This window comes from Nitrospira sp. ND1 (assembly GCF_900170025.1).
Lineage (GTDB): Bacteria > Nitrospirota > Nitrospiria > Nitrospirales > Nitrospiraceae > Nitrospira_A.
Genome location: NZ_FWEX01000006.1, coordinates 1799353 through 1813380 on the forward strand (window position 1 = coordinate 1799353; position 14028 = coordinate 1813380).

General features: G+C 61.0%; 18 protein-coding genes. 3 read left to right on the forward strand and 15 right to left on the reverse strand.

The window, feature by feature from the left end:
- Positions 1–114: 114 nt before the first annotated feature.
- The 14 genes from NSND_RS13125 to NSND_RS13185 form a co-directional block, all read right to left on the reverse strand.
- Entirely contained in the window at positions 115–1068 is a 954-nt protein-coding gene (locus tag NSND_RS13125) for a YbgA family protein (RefSeq protein WP_200810532.1), read from the reverse strand.
- The gene (locus NSND_RS13130) at positions 1065–2510 is read right to left on the reverse strand and encodes a cryptochrome/photolyase family protein (RefSeq protein WP_080879429.1); all 1446 of its coding nucleotides are present in this window, start codon (positions 2508–2510) and stop codon (positions 1065–1067) included. The genes NSND_RS13125 and NSND_RS13130 overlap by 4 nt, the downstream gene beginning before the upstream one ends.
- The gene (locus NSND_RS13135) at positions 2507–2938 is read right to left on the reverse strand and encodes a hypothetical protein (protein ID WP_080879430.1); all 432 of its coding nucleotides are present in this window, start codon (positions 2936–2938) and stop codon (positions 2507–2509) included. The genes NSND_RS13130 and NSND_RS13135 overlap by 4 nt, the downstream gene beginning before the upstream one ends.
- 48 nt (positions 2939–2986) lie before the next feature.
- Positions 2987–3511: a hypothetical protein gene (locus NSND_RS13140; RefSeq protein ID WP_143833546.1), complete on the reverse strand. Its 525-nt coding sequence runs from the start codon at positions 3509–3511 to the stop codon at positions 2987–2989.
- Positions 3512–3518: 7 nt separating this feature from the next.
- Complete coding sequence (locus tag NSND_RS13145) at positions 3519–4001, reverse strand: PDZ domain-containing protein (protein ID WP_080879432.1); 483 nt, start codon at positions 3999–4001, stop codon at positions 3519–3521.
- A 22-nt stretch (positions 4002–4023) separates the two neighbouring features.
- Positions 4024–4506 carry a DUF4149 domain-containing protein gene (locus tag NSND_RS13150; protein ID WP_080879433.1) on the reverse strand — a complete coding sequence of 161 codons (483 nt, stop codon included), beginning with the start codon at positions 4504–4506 and terminating at the stop codon, positions 4024–4026.
- The gene (locus tag NSND_RS13155) at positions 4482–5420 is read right to left on the reverse strand and encodes a TIGR01777 family oxidoreductase (RefSeq protein ID WP_080879434.1); all 939 of its coding nucleotides are present in this window, start codon (positions 5418–5420) and stop codon (positions 4482–4484) included. The genes NSND_RS13150 and NSND_RS13155 overlap by 25 nt, the downstream gene beginning before the upstream one ends.
- A 32-nt stretch (positions 5421–5452) precedes the next feature.
- Positions 5453–5731, reverse strand: coding sequence for a hypothetical protein (locus NSND_RS13160; RefSeq protein ID WP_235000244.1), 279 nt, complete (start codon positions 5729–5731; stop codon positions 5453–5455).
- Positions 5732–5903: 172 nt separating this feature from the next.
- Positions 5904–6026, reverse strand: a complete 123-nt coding sequence (locus NSND_RS21845; RefSeq protein WP_255373877.1) for a hypothetical protein — start codon at positions 6024–6026, stop codon at positions 5904–5906.
- 189 nt (positions 6027–6215) lie between these two features.
- Positions 6216–7004, reverse strand: coding sequence for a formylglycine-generating enzyme family protein (locus NSND_RS13165; RefSeq protein WP_080879436.1), 789 nt, complete (start codon positions 7002–7004; stop codon positions 6216–6218).
- Between the two features lie 38 nt (positions 7005–7042).
- On the reverse strand, positions 7043–7411 hold the full coding sequence (locus NSND_RS13170; protein WP_080879437.1) for a hypothetical protein: 369 nt from the start codon (positions 7409–7411) through the stop codon (positions 7043–7045).
- A gap of 50 nt (positions 7412–7461) precedes the next feature.
- Positions 7462–8520: a formylglycine-generating enzyme family protein gene (locus NSND_RS13175; RefSeq protein ID WP_080879438.1), complete on the reverse strand. Its 1059-nt coding sequence runs from the start codon at positions 8518–8520 to the stop codon at positions 7462–7464.
- A gap of 65 nt (positions 8521–8585) precedes the next feature.
- Positions 8586–9503: a formylglycine-generating enzyme family protein gene (locus NSND_RS13180; protein WP_235000245.1), complete on the reverse strand. Its 918-nt coding sequence runs from the start codon at positions 9501–9503 to the stop codon at positions 8586–8588.
- A 102-nt stretch (positions 9504–9605) separates the two neighbouring features.
- Positions 9606–9902 carry a hypothetical protein gene (locus NSND_RS13185; protein ID WP_080879440.1) on the reverse strand — a complete coding sequence of 99 codons (297 nt, stop codon included), beginning with the start codon at positions 9900–9902 and terminating at the stop codon, positions 9606–9608.
- Between the two features lie 137 nt (positions 9903–10039).
- Between NSND_RS13185 and NSND_RS13190 the strand changes: the two genes are divergently transcribed.
- The 3 genes from NSND_RS13190 (at position 10040) to fliL (ending at position 12210) form a co-directional block, all read left to right on the forward strand.
- Positions 10040–10957, forward strand: a complete 918-nt coding sequence (locus NSND_RS13190; RefSeq protein WP_080879441.1) for a MerR family transcriptional regulator — start codon at positions 10040–10042, stop codon at positions 10955–10957.
- Positions 10958–10975: 18 nt separating this feature from the next.
- On the forward strand, positions 10976–11392 hold the full coding sequence (locus tag NSND_RS13195) for a thiol-disulfide oxidoreductase DCC family protein (protein WP_080879442.1): 417 nt from the start codon (positions 10976–10978) through the stop codon (positions 11390–11392).
- Between the two features lie 356 nt (positions 11393–11748).
- A complete protein-coding gene (gene fliL, locus NSND_RS13200) occupies positions 11749–12210 on the forward strand; it encodes a flagellar basal body-associated FliL family protein (RefSeq protein WP_159450778.1) in 462 nt (153 codons plus the stop codon).
- Positions 12211–12514: 304 nt separating this feature from the next.
- Here the strand turns inward: fliL and NSND_RS13205 are convergent, their stop codons facing one another.
- Entirely contained in the window at positions 12515–13885 is a 1371-nt protein-coding gene (locus NSND_RS13205; protein WP_235000246.1) for a cytochrome P450, read from the reverse strand.
- Positions 13886–14028 lie beyond the last annotated feature (143 nt).

The window sequence follows — 14028 nt, forward strand, 5'->3', positions numbered from 1 at the left end:
CCGTACGGCCCGAGTACGTTTCGCCTCTTCGCTTGCTGCGGCCTTGCTGGACGGCCTTTTTGCGCATCCTGCAGGTTCATGTATTGCGTATCCATCGAGTGTTTCCGCAGCCTGCTACACATGATTGCGGAGCATCAACTCCTTCGGATGCGGATTCAGATACACCTGGTCGCGAATGTATTCGACATCGAAGAGCTGGACGTAGTGTTTGATCAATGTCAGCGGAACAATCAGCGGCGTGAGTCCCTGGTGGTAATCCGCGATCACACCCAACAGCTCGGCCTTTTCCTGCGCATCCAGTCGTTCTTTGAAATGGCCCAGGATGTGCTGGAGCACATTCACATGTTTTCGCACCGTCGCCTTCGCCGCGAGGGCCTGCATAAACAGTTCGCCGTACCGGATGGCCAGGTCCTTCGGACGATACTCGTTCACCTGCGCAACCAATCGCCCGAGCTGACGATAGTGCGGGACGCTATGAGCCAGGAGCAGATATTTCTGGATCGTATGAAACCGCACCAACGCCTGCCTCGTGACGCCGCGCTGTATCAGATCCTGCCAACGACGGTAGCAGAACACCCGCTCGATGAAGTTTTCTCGCAGGAGCGGATCGCAGAGCCGCCCCTCCTCCTCCACCGGAATGAGCGGAAACCGATCGAGAAAGGCGCGTGCAAACAACCCCACACCCTTTCTGCCTGGCATGCCATGCTCGTTGTAGGTACGAACCCGCTCCACCCCGCAACTCGGCGAGTCTTTCTTGAACACAAACCCGGACAGGTCCAGCTCCTCAAGATCACCCAGACGCTTCCCGGCCATCGTCTCCAACGCCAGCGTGTGGTCCCGCCCGCTCTTAATGGCGACCAGCCGCGGCTGTTCGGGATTGCCGATGAGTCGCATCGCTTCACGCGGGGTACCGAGCCCGGCTTCGACTTCCGGGCAGACCGGCACCCACTCCACGTAGCGGCCCAGAACATCGGTCAGAAACACGTCCCGTTTGTGGCCTCCATCGAAACGGACCTCTTCGCCAAGCAGGCACCGGCTAATGCCCAGGCGAAGCGGAGTGGTCATCATGCCTTCACCTGCCCCTTTCCGAGATCCAAATATTCCTGGCGCGCTTGCCGATGGTCCACGATCGGCTCCGGATAATCCGATCCGATGCGGCATCCGGCCTGCACCTGTTCCAACGGCGGCATGAGATGCGGCTCATGAATCCATTTCGTGGGCACGTGCTTGAGTTCCGGGACATAGCGGCGAAGATATTCCCCCTCGGCATCGAACTTTTCGCTCTGGATTCTCGGATTAAAAATCCTGTAGCCCTGCATGGCATCCGTCCCCGTCGAGGCGCACCATTGCCAGTTGCCGTTGTTGGCGGCCAGGTCTCCGTCGACGAGCCGTTCCATGAAATAGCGCTCTCCGCTCTGCCAATCGATCCGGAGATCCTTCACCAGAAACGAGGCGACCACCATTCGCACGCGATTGTGCATCCATCCCGTCTGGTTCAATTGGCGCATGCCGGCATCCACAATCGGGTAGCCCGTGAGGCCCTGAGACCAGGCGGCAAACAACCGGTCGCGCTCAGGCCCCGCTGGTCTGGGCTCGGGAAGTCCCGGTTTCGCTTTGAACGGCCCATGCGCCACGTGGGGAAACGCCGTGAGGACTTGCTGAAAAAATTCCCGCCAGACCAGTTCATCGATCCAGGTGAAGACGTCCGCGCGCGACACCGCGCCGCCTTGTGCAAGCGCGTTCAGCGCCGCATGCACCAACGTGCGTGCGGAGATCGTCCCGAAACGCAGATGGGGAGACAACTTGGAGGTACCGTCGCTCGCCGGAAGATTTCTGCCGGTCACATACTGATGAACCGGCCCCCCCAGGAACCACTGCAGCCTGGCATGCGCAGCCTGTTCACCCGGCTGGATCCACATCGGCACCGACTCATATCCGAGATCCGTCACTGAAGGCCATTCCCGCGAGTCAGAAGCGGATGCCTTGCCGGCCGGCGGAAACGAGGGAATGCCCAGCAGAGGAGGGGCAGCGGCCCGCCATTTTGCCCACCAGCGGTCGCGATACGCGCTGTAGCGCTGAAACGGATCTCCGCTCAGCCCGCGCACTTCCTCCGCTTCGAACACGACATGGTCCTTGAACGTCCTGACCGTGCGACCCTGTTGTGCCAGCCGCTGCTGAACGGTGCGATCCCGCTCCAGCGCCGCCGGTTCATAGTCCCGGTTCCAATACACTGCATCGACCTTGAAGTCGGACGCCGCCTGCATGACCGATTCAATCGGATCGCCCATCCGCCAGGCGAGGGACACGCCGTGCAGGGCCAGGGACCGGCGCAACTCCTCCAGACACCCCAGCATGAACCCGACGCAGGCGGAACCGAAGACGTGCGAACGCAGCAGCGGTTCATCGAACACGAACAGCGGCACAATCTCCTGACATTCCTGACACGCCGCCGACAGGGCGGGGTTGTCACGGAGCCGGAGATCTCGACGCAACCAGACCAGACCCTTCATAGGGGAACCTCGGGAGAGGAGGACGCCAGCCGCTGCGCCGGAGGAACAGGATCGGCGAACAGGATTCGCCGCCAGGCCACATAACAGAGAAACAAGGCTGTGGTGGCCATGAAGCCCGTGCGTAACTGATGGAACCCGAATTGAAACTGGTTCATCAATTCGCTGGTAAGACCGAAGCCCCCATACGCCATGGCCAAGCCCCAGGCCCACGGACGCAGAAACAGAAACCCGTAACCGATCAGAAAATGCACGGCCGGCGAATGGAGCTTGACCACATAGGCCAGCGGACCGGTGATCGTGACGCCGAACAGTTTCAACGCATAGGCGGGAAAAAATTCGATGATCAGCACATCGATCAATCCCACCAGCAGAAAGAGCGCCCCGAACAGTTTGATATCGATGCCTCGTGAAGTCGTGTGCGCGGTCATATTCTCATGCTCCTTCCCCGCGGACGGACTCGCTGGACCCGTGCTCATTCATCGAACCCAGGAATCCGGAAACGCCCGCCACCATTCGGTGGGATGTGTGTGCCGCCACTGCGCCTGCTCCTGCCAGAGACGATCGGCCGTGACCCTGTTCAACCGTACCGCCATCGCGGCGCTGACATCGGATTGCTGGCGCACGCTGGTTTGAATCATTTCCTTCGCCATGCGAGCCAGGCCGCCCGGTGGATCGACGAGATCCTCCGTGTGGCGATAGGCGAGGTTCAGATACAACTGTTCCACGGCCGTCCAACTCTCATCCTTGGACAGCTGTTCGAGGTAGGCGTCGATCGCCTGATAGACATAGGTGAGCTGAAGGTAGGCCTCTGCCGACGGCCGCTCCTGAATGGCCTGCTCACAGGCCTCCAGCGCCCGGCGATAGTCGCCCGCCATCAGGAATAACCCCGTTCTCTCGACGATCGAGGTCCGCGAGACAGGCGCCATCTGTCCCTGCGCCTCGACTGTGAGCTGTCCGGCCACGATGATCGACAAGCCAAGCGCCGCAAGCATCCGTTTCACATGCCACCTATCGGCCCGAGCCGCCGTGTGATCCCATTTGTCCTTTGTACAGAGTCTGGCCCGAGACACGAGTCACGGAGACCTCGCGCGGACCGCCCTCGCTTTTTACCCCCAACTTCACCACCGACCCGGGCTCGCCCCGAACCATGAGGGCCACTTGTTCGTAGGTCTTTCCGGTCACGGCCACACCGTCTACGGTGGTCAGCTCATCCCCTGGCTTGAGCCCGGCCTTCTCCGCCGGTCCATCGGGCAATACGTGCGCGACATAGAGCACGGCCGTGTCGCCCACACGCTCCGCCCCGACGTGCAGCGACACACCGATCACGCCGTCCGGAATCGTGGCTTCCAAACCGAATGTGGGTGCCGGCGCCCCTGCCTTCTCCTGCCCCTCGCTTGCCCAGGCGGTGACGGTTACGACAGACGAGTAATTCAGGCAGATGCTCAAGAACCCTACGACCAAGTATGCGGAAGTATTGATGTGCTTTTTCATCGTCCATCTCCCTTCGTGACAATCAGAATTGACGCGCAACGCCCACCAAACATAAGCCCGCCAGCAACACCAGTGAGTTCAGATAGAGGGACCGTTGATGCAATCGATCCCAGGCCCGCTTCAACGTCGCATCGACGACCCCGTGCTGTTCCTGTTCCTTCAGCCGATCGCGCATCGCATTACTCTGCGGAGTGAGAGGCGACCGGCAATAGGATTCTGCCGCGAGAACCACCAGCCAGATACCGCCTGCGATCAGCACCGGCAGATTCCAGCCACGTGTGCTCCCGAGCACGGTGACCGACAACAGCCCGGCCGCAGCGGCTCCCATGCCAAGCACATAGTAGGCAGGAAAGAGCCGGCGCACGACCTTGCCGAAAGCATCCTGGTCCAGGTTCTGGGCCAGAATCGGCGCCACCACAAACGACAGCAGCACGACCTTGCCGACCAAGACCGCAACAGCCAAGGCCTGCAGGTACTGCATCACCGGGTCGAGGAAGGCAGACATGCCTGATCCTCCTTGTTCACGATCGCCCGCAAGGCCGGCTCCAACGTCGGATAACGGAAGGTATATCCCCCGGCCCTCGCCTTCGCCGGATCGACACGTTGCCCGGTGGTCATCAACGTCCCCACCTCACCCAACGCCAGATGCAACGCGAAGCCGGGAACCGGAAGCCACGAGGGACGATGGAGCACCTTGCCGACCGTGGCACAGAACGTCTTCATCGTGACCGCCTCAGGCGCTACTGCGTTCACAGGGCCGGAGACGGTCGGCGTGGCGATGGCCCATTGAATCAGGATCAAGAGATCCGCCCGGTGAATCCATGACACCCATTGCGTGCCCGGCAACACCGGCCCTCCGGCGAAGAGCTGAAACGGCAACAATATCCTCGGCAACGCGCCACCGCCCTGTTCGAGCACCATCCCGGTTCTCAACAGTACGACACGCGTCCCGAGCCGATCGGCGCGCAAGGCCTCCGCTTCCCAGGCGGCAGACAGCTCGGCCAGAAAACCGTGCCCGATCGGCGATGCCTCATCCAGAAGCCGATCGTCGCTCGGGCCGTAGTAACCGATCCCCGATGCGTTGATCAACAGAGGAAGGGGCGCAGACCGGCCGGCCACTGCGTCTACCAGCCGTCTGGTCGACAGGACCCGGCTCTCCACCAGGAGCCGCTTGCGGGCATCCGTCCATCGCCCATCGGCGATCGGCGCACCGGCAAGATTGATGACGACATCTGCCGTCGCCGCTTCAGAGTGCCAGGGTCCGGCAGAACAGGCGTCCCATTCCACGAACCGGACCGACGACTGAGACGCATGACCGGACCGGCGGCTCAAGACCACCACCTCATGACCCTGTCGGGCCAGCTCTTCGACCAACGCATGGCCGATGAATCCCGTTCCTCCGGCGACGATGATCTTCATCTGTCTGTCCTCCCGTCGGTCACAGTCCACGGCTACGATGCCCCGTCCTGGTCGGCCTCATCGGCCGACTCCTCGTCACTCTCATCCGGTGCTCGATCGTCCGAAGACTGTTTCACAGGCCTGCTGTCGGAAACGGCCGTCACGCGCTGGCTGAACTTTCTCTGCTTCGTGCCATACAGCAGGTTCGGCGGCGGGCTCCGGCGATTCTTCAGGATGACCGGGTCGAGCACCTCGCCGCACATCGTGCAATGCCATGCCGTAATATCGATCTGGCCGGTATCATCAAGCAAATCGATGTAGTGCTGTGTCAACAACAATCCTCCGCAACGCGGACAGATGTGATGCTCGGGCTGCGGAGTGGAGAGCGATTCTGGTGTCCCATGTGTTTCCATTGGAACCCCCGACTGGGAAAAAAATGGACGACCACGAACTGAACCGGGCCCACTGCATGCGACTGCTCCCGTTCCGGCGCCCACCCATGCCCTATCGCAACCGAGCCCTTGCCGGCCACACCGCCGCATAGGCAGCGCGCCGCTTCCCGGCGAACAAGGCCGTTCCGATGCTCACCACTATGGCCGCGATACCATATACGAACATCTGCGTCATGACTGCCTCCTGATCGTGGCGCCTGGGGGACGCCGTACCCTCTACTTGTCATCCGATGGTTCGCTGAGGGGACGGATTCCTCCGAAGGAAGAACCCGCCCTCCTCAACGGGAGGCCGCGTGCGGAGTCGCGGTACCTCCTAACGTTCACTGCTTCGGACCGGCCCCGATCCCTGGCGCCCGTTCATCGCTCACTTCGCTGTCTCTCCACCCCGGACACACCGGAATCCGGTGCCATGCGTCTGCAGCGCGAATCCTCCTCGTCCCCGCGCCGTGGCGGTAATATCCGACTGGGGACTGTGCCACGACCCTCCACGAATCACCCGGACGATCCCCTTGTCGGGGCCCTGCGGGTTCTTGTCGGGAGCATTCGCGTAGTAGTCAGGGGCATACCAATCCTGCACCCATTCCCGCGCGTTCCCGGACATATCCTTGATCCCGTACGGCGAGTCGCCTCCGGACAACGAACCGACGACGTGCAACGTCTTGTCGTCGACCCACTCCCGATCGAAGTTCGCCCGGGTCGGACTCGGGGGCTCGTTGCCCCACGGGAACATCCGGCCATCGGTACCGCGCGCGGCCTTCTCCCACTCCGCTTCGGTGGGCAGCCGTTTCTTGGCCCACGCGCAATACGCTTTGGCGTCGTACCACGTCACCTGCACAACCGGCAGCTGCTCGACCCCTTTGGCCGAGACCAAGACCCCGGTGCCATAGGGATTCGGCGGGCTGCGATGGCCGGTTGTGGCGACAAACGCCATGTACCGCTCATTGGTCACTTCCACCTGATCGATGGCGAACGTATCGACATAAACCGACCGTTGCGGCCACTCGTCGGCCCGCCCCTTGGGATTCTCACTGCCCATCAGAAACGTTCCGCCCGGCACGGTGACCATCGGAACCGGATCCAGCTCCTTGAGAGTCGGCGCCGCAAGGACAGGTGTCAGGGCGACCGCACAGGTTGCCGCCACGAACAGGCTCATGCATCTCCACCTGGTTCTTCTCCTGGTCAAACCTTGAGTCATTTCTTCTGCTCCTTGCTCCCCGCGATTGCCTGGGCCGTATGAATCTTGATCTCACCGACAAGCCGTTCCACCTTGCCCGTGTCTCCCCGGTCGGCCGCCTCCTGCGCCTGTGTCACAAGGGTTCTGGCTTCATGCAAATGAAGTTCAATCTGCGCCTGCAGATCAGGCGATGCCACGGTGCCTCCCAGGGCCGCGCGGTGATACACCTCCCACGCGTGATCCACGCTGTGTTCCGCCTCATGCACCATCTGAAGTTTCTCCGGATGGGGGTGCCGGCTGGCATCGATCGGACCGGCTTGGAGATCAGCCGTCATCAAGAGCGCGCTGAATCCGCCGACCAGTGTGATCATCGTGCTGTACGTCATGGCTCTGCCTCCGTCGGGTGTATGGCGGGCCGGCCCCCCGCCTTGTGCACTCATCGCTGTTTCATCGATTGTTCGATGAGAGGCCGCAGCTCCAACAGTTCAACGTTCGCCGGATCCATGGCCAAACCCCGGCTGACTGCCTGCTGGGCCTCGCTGAAGCGTTCCCGCCCCATTTCCACTAGCGCAGTGATGTAGCTGTCCCTGATGCGCTGCTCCCAGTCAGCCGGAGCCGATTTGGCGCACCTGAAACCGAGGCCGACGCCATAGCTGTTATTGAGCGGATGATTCCAGAACCGGTGCGTCGAGCGAATCGTGCCTTCCGGCGCGATCCACGAGCCACCGCGGATGACGCGCTTTTCGCCGACGGTCAAGCGGTCTACGTAGGTTCCGGTTCCACCGACCCACAAGGGTTTTTCCGGACCGGTGGGATTCACCATGGTTCCGAGTCTCCCGTAGTATTTCGGGTCATACCAGTCGCCGACCCATTCGAAGACATTGCCCGCCATGTTGTACACGCCGTAGTAGCTGGCGCCCTCCGGATGAGAATCCACCGACAAGGTCGCATCATGATGCCTGTCATAATTTGCCTTGTTGGAATCGAAGTCGTTGCCCCAGGGATAGAGGTTGCCGTGCGGGCCGCGGGCCGCCTTTTCCCATTCGGCTTCGGTGGGCAACCGCTTCTCGCGATATTCGCAGTAGGTTTTGGCATCGATCCAATTGACGCCCACCACCGGCTGCTGAGGCTTATTCAAGCGCGGATCGTCCCAGTAGGCCGGCGCCGGATGACCGGTCGCCTTGATGAAGGCGCCATAGTCCTTGTTCGACACCTCGTATTTGTCGATGAGATAGGAATCCAGGAACACCGTATGCGCCGGCCCTTCGTCGTTGAACGCTTCGGCAGACAAAGGCGTCTTCATCCGTTTGTCGTACAGCGTGAGCCGGCGGCCGGAATCTGCCGGCTGGGCCTTGTCTAATCCCATGATCGACGGTCCCTGTCCCACATACACCATGTCTGCGGGAATCTTGGACTCCTCAGCCTGTGCCGTCGCCGTCATGATGGCGACAGTCATGATGAGCCCTGCCCCGACTGCGTTCCCCATTGTCTTCATGCGACACCTCCTGCCCCTGAGGGCCGGGCCGGGGGACGGTCACCCGCCCCCTCCACGGTTATGTGCTACTTCTTCATGCTCTTTTTGATGAGATCGCGAGTGGCCAGATACTCTTTGTTGTCGGGATCCGCCGCCAACGCCTTCTCGATGGAGGCGAGGGCGTCGGCGTTCTTCTCCGCTCCCATGCCGACGAGCGCCTGAATGAAGGCATCACGCCCGGCTTGAGCGGCTTCGTCGGAGACCATGCTGGCCGACTTCGCGCAACGGAAACCCAGTCCGACGCCGTAGGAGTTGTTTTCGGGCTGATTCCAGAACCGGTGGCTGGTGTGCAGCGAGGTTTCCGGAGCCAGCCAGGACCCGCCGCGCAAGACCTTCACCGGGCCTTGATTGGCGAAGTTGTAGCCCTTCTCGGCGCCACGGGGATTGAGCGCGTTGCTGGTGCGGTAATATTTCGGGTCGTACCAGTCATCCACCCACTCGAAGACGTTGCCGGCCATGTTGTACACGCCATAGCCGCTCACGCCTTCAGGGTAGGAGTCCACCGGCGTAGTGCGTCCCACATTCTGTCCATAGTTGGCCTTCTTCGGATCGAGGTGATGCCCCCATGGATAGTGGTTGTCTCCCTCCGGGCCCTTGGCGGCCTTTTCCCATTCCGCCTCGGTGGGCAACCGCTTGCCATCCCACTTACAAAAGGCGTTGGCGTCCGTCCAACTCACTCCGACTACCGGTTGCTCGGGCTTGCTGAGCCGCGGGTCGTCCCAATAGGCCGGTGCCGGATGACCGGTGGCCCGCATGAACTCCTTGTACCGCGTGTTCGACGCTTCGAACTTGTCGATCAGATAGGCATCGAGCACTACCTGATGCCTCGCCTCGTCGGAATGTTCGTGACTGCCCATGGTGAACTCGCCGCTCGGGATGAGGACCATGTCCTTATGGTCGCCGGCGGCCTTCGCCGACACCCCCATCGACATGGATCCAGCCACAAGCACCGCTCCTATTCCAATTTGAAGACCTATGTGCCTCCGCATGAGAAACCTCCTTGGTTGAGAACCCTGACACAACCCCCAGTGGGGTCACGATTGTTGCTAAACAGAGACCTGGCCCTGCAGGGCCGGCTTCGATGTTTTCATTTCCCGTACTACGCCGGCGGCCTGCTGCAGGTGCCGGTTCCATCGGATGACCGGATCAACGACATCACCGCATTGCACACAACGCGAAGTGGAGGAATCGAGCCCGCTTGCCCCGCTGAGCAGGTCCGTGCAGAAATCACGAACCATCAGTCCGCCGCACCGCAGGCAGTTCGACTCCTGGTAAAGAGTCAGAATCTGTCTTCGGATTTCACTTACTGGCACAGTTCCTTCCATTGTCTTTGTGGTCGCCATGATCACTCCTCGCATGTTCATGTCCAATGTTTGCAACCTCTATGTCCAATGTTTAACCTTTTTTGTCCAATGTGTCAATAGTTATTTCAATAAATATTTGACAAACATTGGACACAACCATATACTTGGGCTCAACAATGAATACGCACAGAATTCATAGGGTTGCGAAGCTCACCGGTCTGAGTCGCGATGTGATTCGGGTGTGGGAGCGCCGATTTGGCCTGTTGAAACCGACACGAGGCGCGAATCGCTATCGCAATTATTCGGATGAAGATGTGGCCTTGCTGCGCTATCTGAAGCAGCAATTGGATGCGGGGGCTTCAATCGGTGATCTCGCCAAGCTGGGGCGTGAGGAGCTGATCACCCGCCTGCGCACGGAAGCGCCGCGCCCCGCCGTGGTGGACAATACGTTCGACCGACTCTTGCGGGAACTGCTCTCGGCCTTGGAACCATTCGACCGCGTCACATTCGAGAAACGCTTGAACGGCGCGGTCGCAGTCGTCCCGTTTGAAGAGGCACTCCACGGAATTCTGCTCCCGCTGCAGGAACGCGTCGGAGACCTGTGGCACAGCGGGCGCATCAGTATCGCCCTGGAACATTACGTGACCAGCCAAATTGAACAAAAACTGTATGCGGCCATGAATCAATTGCCGGTGGCGGAATTCGGCGCGAAAGTCGTCGTGGCCTGCCCGCCCGGTGAGGAGCACGACATTGCGGCATTGGCAGTCGCCTACCGTTGCCGCGTGCGTGGATGCCGGGTCTACTACTTAGGAGCCAACGTGCCGATCTCCTCCCTCGGCAGGCTCTGCAGGGAGGTCGCCCCGGATCTGGCCATCCTGTCGTTGACCCTGGTGCTGCAGGAAGGCAACGCAGCGGAATTGATTCACTCGCTCGCAGAGGAATTGAAACCCGTTACCACGGTCATGGCCGGCGGCCATGGCGCGCGCGTGATGCGCGATCAGTTTGCGCAATACCGCATCGATGTCCTGGATACCTTCAGCGAGTTGGACGAAGTGCTGGATCGATTCACCAGGCGATTTACGATCCCGGGATGACAGGGAGGCACCGTTCGGATGGCTGTCTATCCACTCACCGTGTTCTATGACGGAGCCTGCCCCATTTGCGCCCGCGAAATGGCGCTGATGAAGCGTCTGGACAGGACACAACGCCTCACCCTACTCGACTTTTCTCTTGCCGGCTTCGATGCCGCACCGGCCGGCTTGGCTGTCGCGGATCTGAGCGCGGTGATTCACGCCCAGTGGGCGGACGGCGCCGTCATCACCGGTGTCGAGGTCTTCCGTGCGATTTGGGAGGCGGTCGGCCTGGGATTCCTGTCCCGCCTCAGCCGACTCCCGATGGTTGCTCCACTTATGACGAAGGCCTATGGATGGTTTGCCAGAAACCGGCTCTGGCTCACCGGCCGCAACAACGCCTGTCCGGGAAATGCTTGCGCCGCCGCTTCACCCAAGCCACTGCGAGCCTCACAATAGTCCCCGTCCTCTCTTTCCCAACGCGCCAGTCATGACAAAGCATGGCGAAGCCACGAGGCCCGGATCAGGCCTTCATTCCGAGCCCAGGCATGTTCCCACTCGGTCGAACATGGCATCGTGCGAAGGAAAAGTCTGACAGAGGCGCCCTACGCAACCATCCGAACCTCAACCAACGGCACTAACCATCACGAACCACCAGGCCTGGGCAATTTCCTAGTATCCACCCGGGAAGTCCCTTGCTGACAATTTTCAAGGAGATGCTACTGTTATTCAGAACGTCCTCATGGTGCGAGACCGCGTCAGCAGAGTCATCGGGAACAGGACCGCCGCTTCACGTCACATTCATCCCCTTCAGCATGACATTACGCGTCAGCCTCATCGTGTTGTTCAGCATTGGCGGTATCCTACTCCTGGTGGGCTATTGGGCGGACCAGTACCACCCGGACCTCCTGCCGCATACGTTCTCATTGCAAACCGCTCCCCCCGATCCCTCACAGGGACAACCAGGTGTGACCATCAACCTGCCGCCCGTCGTCGCGCCCGTGGATGACGGCCAACGTTACTATTATGTGCAGGTCAATCTGGCCTTGGAGCTCGATCGCTCGGGGACCGCCGGATTGATCCAGGCCCGCCACGACGCGATCGATCGGCAGGTGATGGAAATTCTTCACACCTATGCCGTCAGCGATCTGCGTGCGACCGGGCAGCTGCCGGCCTTGCGAGCAGACATTCGACGCGCCATCAACACGTTGCTTCCCAAAGGACAGGTCCAGAACGTCTATATCACCAACTGGTTGATGACCCCGGTCGGGTACTGAACCGCTTCTGCAAGAAATGCGACTGTCGACGGATCAGCCTTCCATGCCTGATGCTTCCGAAACACAACTGCAGCCAATCCGGATGAAACCCCGTTCGCTCTAGCAGGCTGCGGAAAAACTCGATTGTTGCGTCATACGCCGAGATCAGTTCATGTGGCGTGTTGGTATCAGAATCGGTCGCAGGATGCGCAAAAAGGCCGTCCAGCAAGGCCGCAGCGAGCGAAGAGGCGAATCGTACCCTCTGCCGTACGGTGAGCGTCTGAGCGATGCGAGAACGCCGCTGGCGGCCTTTTTCCGCATCCTGCTAGGCGGAAGGGACCGGCTGGTGTCGTGGCTGGATGGTCATGCGGATGCCGTGTTTCGGACGCAAGGTCACCATGATTTCAGGTTCGACGTGTTCTTGCGCAAGCTGCAAATCGTAGGAGCGGCCGATCAGTGCCAGGAGCAGCGGCCCTTCCACCGTCGCGAAATGCGTCCCCACGCAGGCCCGTGGTCCTGCGCCGAACGGCAGATAGGCGCATCGGGGAGCCGGCCGTTCACCCTCGAGCCATCGCTCCGGCATGAATCGCTCTGGATCGCGCCAGAAGGCCGGATGCCGATGCAGGTGATAAATGCCCACCAGGACCAGCGCCCCGGCAGGCAGGGTGAGCCCGCCGATGCTTGTGCGGCTGGCGGCCTTTCGCTGGACCGCAGGAACGGGAGGATATAAACGAACCGCTTCATCGAAAACCGCGCGAGTGTACGGGAGTTGCTGAAGATCGTCGGCCTGAGGCGTTCGCCCCTGCAGCACCCGGTCCACCTCTTCGTGGAAACACGCCTTTACCTCCGGATGGGTGGCAAGCAAGTACCAGGTCCAGGCGAGGGCATTGGCGGTGGTCTCGTGTCCGGCCGCAAAGATGGTCAGCGCTTCATCCCGCAGTTCCTGATCGCTCAACCCGGCGCCTGTTTCCTCATCGCGGGCCCTGAGGAGCAGATCGAGGAGATCGTCGCGCTGCGCCCCGGTGCGGCGGCGCTCGGCGATCAATCCATAGATCAGCTTGTCCATGAACTGCAGAGCGAGACGAAATTCACGGTTGCGCGGGGTCGGCACCCACAGGGGCACACGCAGCGGACTGTGAAACGAATCGAACGCATACTTCAGACTGACCCGTAGCGCATGACTGATGTGGTCGATATGGTCCGCCACGTTCGTGTGAAACATTGTTTGAGAGATCACTTCGAGGGCCAGCCGCATCATTTCGTCGGCGATATCGACCGGCCCCCCCGCGTGGACCGTCCAACCCGCGATCCGCTGCTCGCCCACCTGCGCCATACGCTCGGCCATCGCCGCCATGCGGGCGCGATGAAAAACCGGCTGGATGATGCGCCGGTGCCGCTTCCAGACCTCGCCCGAACTGGTCACCAATCCGTTACCCAAGACCAACGCAAGGCCGGTGGGACGCCGCGGCTCGTACACTTTCACGAAACAATCGGCCTGATGGACGAGAATCTCTTCGGCGAGATCGGGATGGCTGAGGAGGTAGAGCGTCTTAGGACCGAGCCGAAAGCGTAGCGCATCGCCGTGCCGGCGCCACCACTGCGACATGGCCTGCAGCGGTCGCCGCCTGAACGCACGCAGGTGGCCCAACAGGGGCTCGCCGCCGGGAACATCGACCAGCGTATGAGATGGCTCCACATCGACAGGCATTGAGTGAGGTGAGACGGTTGATTGTTGGACGCGCCGGGCATTGGATCTCACAAGGACTGTTCCGCATCGTACAAACTTCGCGTGAAGAGTGGTAGGGCCGAACCACCAGGGCTACATGGCGTACAGCTGGC

What these genes read in the sequence shown, in the direction of transcription:
- NSND_RS13125 (WP_200810532.1), bottom strand. Translation starts at nt 1,068, where the DNA reads ATGATGACCACTCCGCTTCGCCTGGGCATTAGCCGGTGCCTGCTTGGC.
- NSND_RS13130 (WP_080879429.1), bottom strand. Translation starts at nt 2,510, where the DNA reads ATGAAGGGTCTGGTCTGGTTGCGTCGAGATCTCCGGCTCCGTGACAAC.
- NSND_RS13135 (WP_080879430.1), bottom strand. Translation starts at nt 2,938, where the DNA reads ATGACCGCGCACACGACTTCACGAGGCATCGATATCAAACTGTTCGGG.
- NSND_RS13145 (WP_080879432.1), bottom strand. Translation starts at nt 4,001, where the DNA reads ATGAAAAAGCACATCAATACTTCCGCATACTTGGTCGTAGGGTTCTTG.
- NSND_RS13150 (WP_080879433.1), bottom strand. Translation starts at nt 4,506, where the DNA reads ATGTCTGCCTTCCTCGACCCGGTGATGCAGTACCTGCAGGCCTTGGCT.
- NSND_RS13155 (WP_080879434.1), bottom strand. Translation starts at nt 5,420, where the DNA reads ATGAAGATCATCGTCGCCGGAGGAACGGGATTCATCGGCCATGCGTTG.
- NSND_RS21845 (WP_255373877.1), bottom strand. Translation starts at nt 6,026, where the DNA reads ATGACGCAGATGTTCGTATATGGTATCGCGGCCATAGTGGTGAGCATC.
- NSND_RS13165 (WP_080879436.1), bottom strand. Translation starts at nt 7,004, where the DNA reads ATGAGCCTGTTCGTGGCGGCAACCTGTGCGGTCGCCCTGACACCTGTC.
- NSND_RS13170 (WP_080879437.1), bottom strand. Translation starts at nt 7,411, where the DNA reads ATGACGTACAGCACGATGATCACACTGGTCGGCGGATTCAGCGCGCTC.
- NSND_RS13175 (WP_080879438.1), bottom strand. Translation starts at nt 8,520, where the DNA reads ATGAAGACAATGGGGAACGCAGTCGGGGCAGGGCTCATCATGACTGTC.
- NSND_RS13185 (WP_080879440.1), bottom strand. Translation starts at nt 9,902, where the DNA reads ATGGCGACCACAAAGACAATGGAAGGAACTGTGCCAGTAAGTGAAATC.
- NSND_RS13190 (WP_080879441.1), top strand. Translation starts at nt 10,040, where the DNA reads ATGAATACGCACAGAATTCATAGGGTTGCGAAGCTCACCGGTCTGAGT.
- NSND_RS13195 (WP_080879442.1), top strand. Translation starts at nt 10,976, where the DNA reads ATGGCTGTCTATCCACTCACCGTGTTCTATGACGGAGCCTGCCCCATT.
- fliL (WP_159450778.1), top strand. Translation starts at nt 11,749, where the DNA reads ATGACATTACGCGTCAGCCTCATCGTGTTGTTCAGCATTGGCGGTATC.